The organism is Clostridia bacterium (assembly GCA_036562685.1).
Taxonomy (GTDB): domain Bacteria; phylum Bacillota; class Clostridia; order Christensenellales; family DUVY01; genus DUVY01.
On sequence record DATCJR010000029.1, the window covers coordinates 1 to 2,634 of the forward strand.

The window sequence follows — 2,634 nt, forward strand, 5'->3', positions numbered from 1 at the left end:
AAACAAAATAAACAGGATGAAGACATCAAAGAAATAAAACAAGAGCAGGTAATACTTATTCATGGTATTCTAGCTTGCTTAAAAGGTTTAAAAGAACAAGGTTGTGATGGTCCTGTTACTTCAGCAATTTTTGAAATAGAAGCTCATCTTAACAGACAAGCTCATAAATAAGGAGGAAATAATATGGAACTTGTAAATATTGTTGCAGTACCTGCTATTACAGCAGTTATTTATACATTAATTGAAGTGTTGAAAAAAGCACTAAATAACAATGAGAAATTCTTACGAATCATACCATTACTAGCACTCTTTTTAGGTGCAGTATCAGGAATCATATGTTATTACTTTATCCCAGACATTCTTCCTGCAGGTAACCTAGTAGTATCAGCTATCATTGGAGCAGCGAGTGGACTAGCTTCAACTGGATCAAATCAAATTGTTAAACAACTTACAAAATAAATAGATTTATAGCGAATAAGCCTATCGGATTTTACACTGGTAGGCTTTTTTTATTTTATAGGGTGGTCAAAAGGTGCCTTATTTCTCCATATGTTGAAGGAGGTAATCTTTATGACAAATCAAGAAAAAAATCAAATAAAACAATTTCGAGCACAAGGGTTAGGTTATGGGAAAATTGCTGAGATACTAAACCTTTCAAAAAGTACCGTTAGTTCGTTTTGTAAATCAATGGATAGAGAAGATACATTTTGCTTACAGTGTAGTTCAAAATTAAAACAAACAAAAGGTCATAGACAAAAAACGTTTTGTTGTGACAAGTGCAGAATGGAATATTGGAAAAATCATAAAAAGGAAATCAAACGTAAACCAGATTATCTTGTTGAATGTTCTCATTGTCACAATAACTTTTTAACATATAAAAGTTTAAATAGAAAGTATTGCTCACGAGATTGCTTCTTTAAAAACAAAGTGGAGAGAATAGGCTATGGACAAAGACACGATCAACTATCTTAATGCAATGTTTCAAGCAAGAGCAATGGCAAAACAAGGTTTAATTAAAGAACAAGACTACATTAAAATCGAACAGAAGATGGCTGAAAAATATAATCAAAAAGAAACGAGTATTTATCGTTTAAATGACTTGATAATATCCCCTTTTAGAGTGATTAATATAATACAAAAAAAGGAGGAATAAAGTGGCAGAAATTAAGATAATAAAAAAACAAACCGAACTTCCAAAGTTGGTAAAGGTTGCTGCTTATACGAGGGTTTCATCGGATAAAGATGCCATGCTTCATAGTCTCTCAACTCAAGTCAGTTATTACAGCAATTACATTCAATCAAACAAGAATTGGATATATGCTGGGGTTTATTCTGATGAAGGTCAAACGGGAACTAAGAGCAAACGAAATGCTTTTCAAAGGATGATTCAAGATGCAAAGGATGGAAAAATTGATATCATCATTACGAAGTCTATTTCTAGATTTGCACGTAATACTGAGACGTTACTGCAGACGATTAGAGAATTAAGAGAAATCAATGTTGATGTTTACTTTCAAGAACAAAACATTCACACATTAAGCAATGATGGAGAATTACTAATTTCAATACTAGCAAGTTATGCTCAAGAAGAATCAAGGATAAGCTCAGAAAACTCGCTGTGGAGGGTTAAGAAAAATTTTAGTGAAGGAAAGATTTATGGTGGAAAGAATTGTCTAGGATATAAAATCGTAGGTGGGCAATTTGTAGTAGTGCCAGAAGAAGCTGAAATAGTAAGATTAATTTTTAATCTATACGAACAAGGCTATGGAGAAGACAAGATTGCTAAAACTCTAAATAATAATGGAATCAAGTCTTACTTTGGTAAGTTATGGTATAGATCGTCAGTTAGAGGAATACTAACAAATTATAATTACACAGGTGATTTAATTCTTCAAAAGACTTATCGTGAAAACCATATAACTAAAACTACCAAAATTAATTATGGTGAATTGGATAAATATCATGTAACAAATAATCATGAGCCAATAATCAGTAAAGAGCAGTTTGAAAATACTGAAAGAATTAGAACTGAACGATTATCAAAAAATCATAAAGTTGCCTTTACACTCTATCCATTTACAGGTTTATTAAGATGTGGTGTTTGTGGTAGAAGTTATAAACACAAGAAAAACAAGTACCTGGAGTATTGGGTATGCTCAACATATGAGCAATTAGGTAAAGCATACTGTAATTCAAAACAAGTGAGAGATGATGTTTTGAGAAATGCAACATGCCAAGCACTAAATATAGAAGAGTTTGATTCGCATAAACTAGATCAATTGGTATCGCAGATTGAAATTTTTAATGGAAACAAACTTATCTTCAAAATGAACAATGGTGAGCAAAAGGAAGTAATCTGGGAAACACCAAAAAGAAGTGATTGTTGGACTGAAGCGATGAGAGAAAAGGCTAGACTAGATGGGATGAAACGAAAGAGAAAAAGCAATATTGGAGGTAATGAATAATGGCTAAAGTAACAATTATACCATCAAAATTAAATCCAATAACTCAGTTACCAAACAACGCTTTATACAAAAGAAAAGTTGCCGCCTATGCTCGTGTATCAACATTACAAGATGAACAATTAAGTTCATATGATGCACAAGTAGACTACTACAAAAAGTATATCGCTGA

At 32.1% G+C, this 2,634-nt stretch carries 4 protein-coding genes; all 4 read left to right on the plus strand.

Going from position 1 to position 2,634, the window contains the following annotated elements; genetic code table 11:
- Positions 1 to 183: 183 nt before the first annotated feature.
- The 4 genes from VIL26_01115 (at position 184) to VIL26_01130 (ending at position 2,465) form a co-directional block, all read left to right on the plus strand.
- Entirely contained in the window at positions 184 to 459 is a 276-nt protein-coding gene (locus VIL26_01115; protein ID HEY8389543.1) for a phage holin family protein, read from the plus strand.
- Positions 460 to 570: 111 nt separating this feature from the next.
- Positions 571 to 972, plus strand: a complete 402-nt coding sequence (locus VIL26_01120) for an RNA polymerase subunit sigma-70 (protein ID HEY8389544.1) — start codon at positions 571 to 573, stop codon at positions 970 to 972.
- Positions 944 to 1,153 (plus strand): SHOCT domain-containing protein, encoded by a 210-nt coding sequence (locus VIL26_01125; GenBank protein ID HEY8389545.1) that lies wholly within the window; start codon positions 944 to 946, stop codon positions 1,151 to 1,153. Before VIL26_01120 ends, VIL26_01125 begins: the two co-directional genes overlap by 29 nt.
- Before the next feature lies 1 nt (position 1,154).
- Positions 1,155 to 2,465, plus strand: a complete 1,311-nt coding sequence (locus VIL26_01130) for a recombinase family protein (protein ID HEY8389546.1) — start codon at positions 1,155 to 1,157, stop codon at positions 2,463 to 2,465.
- Positions 2,466 to 2,634: the final 169 nt, after the last annotated feature.

Excerpts from the sequence above, each read along its gene's own strand:
- VIL26_01115 (HEY8389543.1), top strand. The coding sequence starts at position 184 with ATGGAACTTGTAAATATTGTTGCAGTACCTGCTATTACAGCAGTTATT.
- VIL26_01120 (HEY8389544.1), top strand. The coding sequence starts at position 571 with ATGACAAATCAAGAAAAAAATCAAATAAAACAATTTCGAGCACAAGGG.
- VIL26_01125 (HEY8389545.1), top strand. The coding sequence starts at position 944 with ATGGACAAAGACACGATCAACTATCTTAATGCAATGTTTCAAGCAAGA.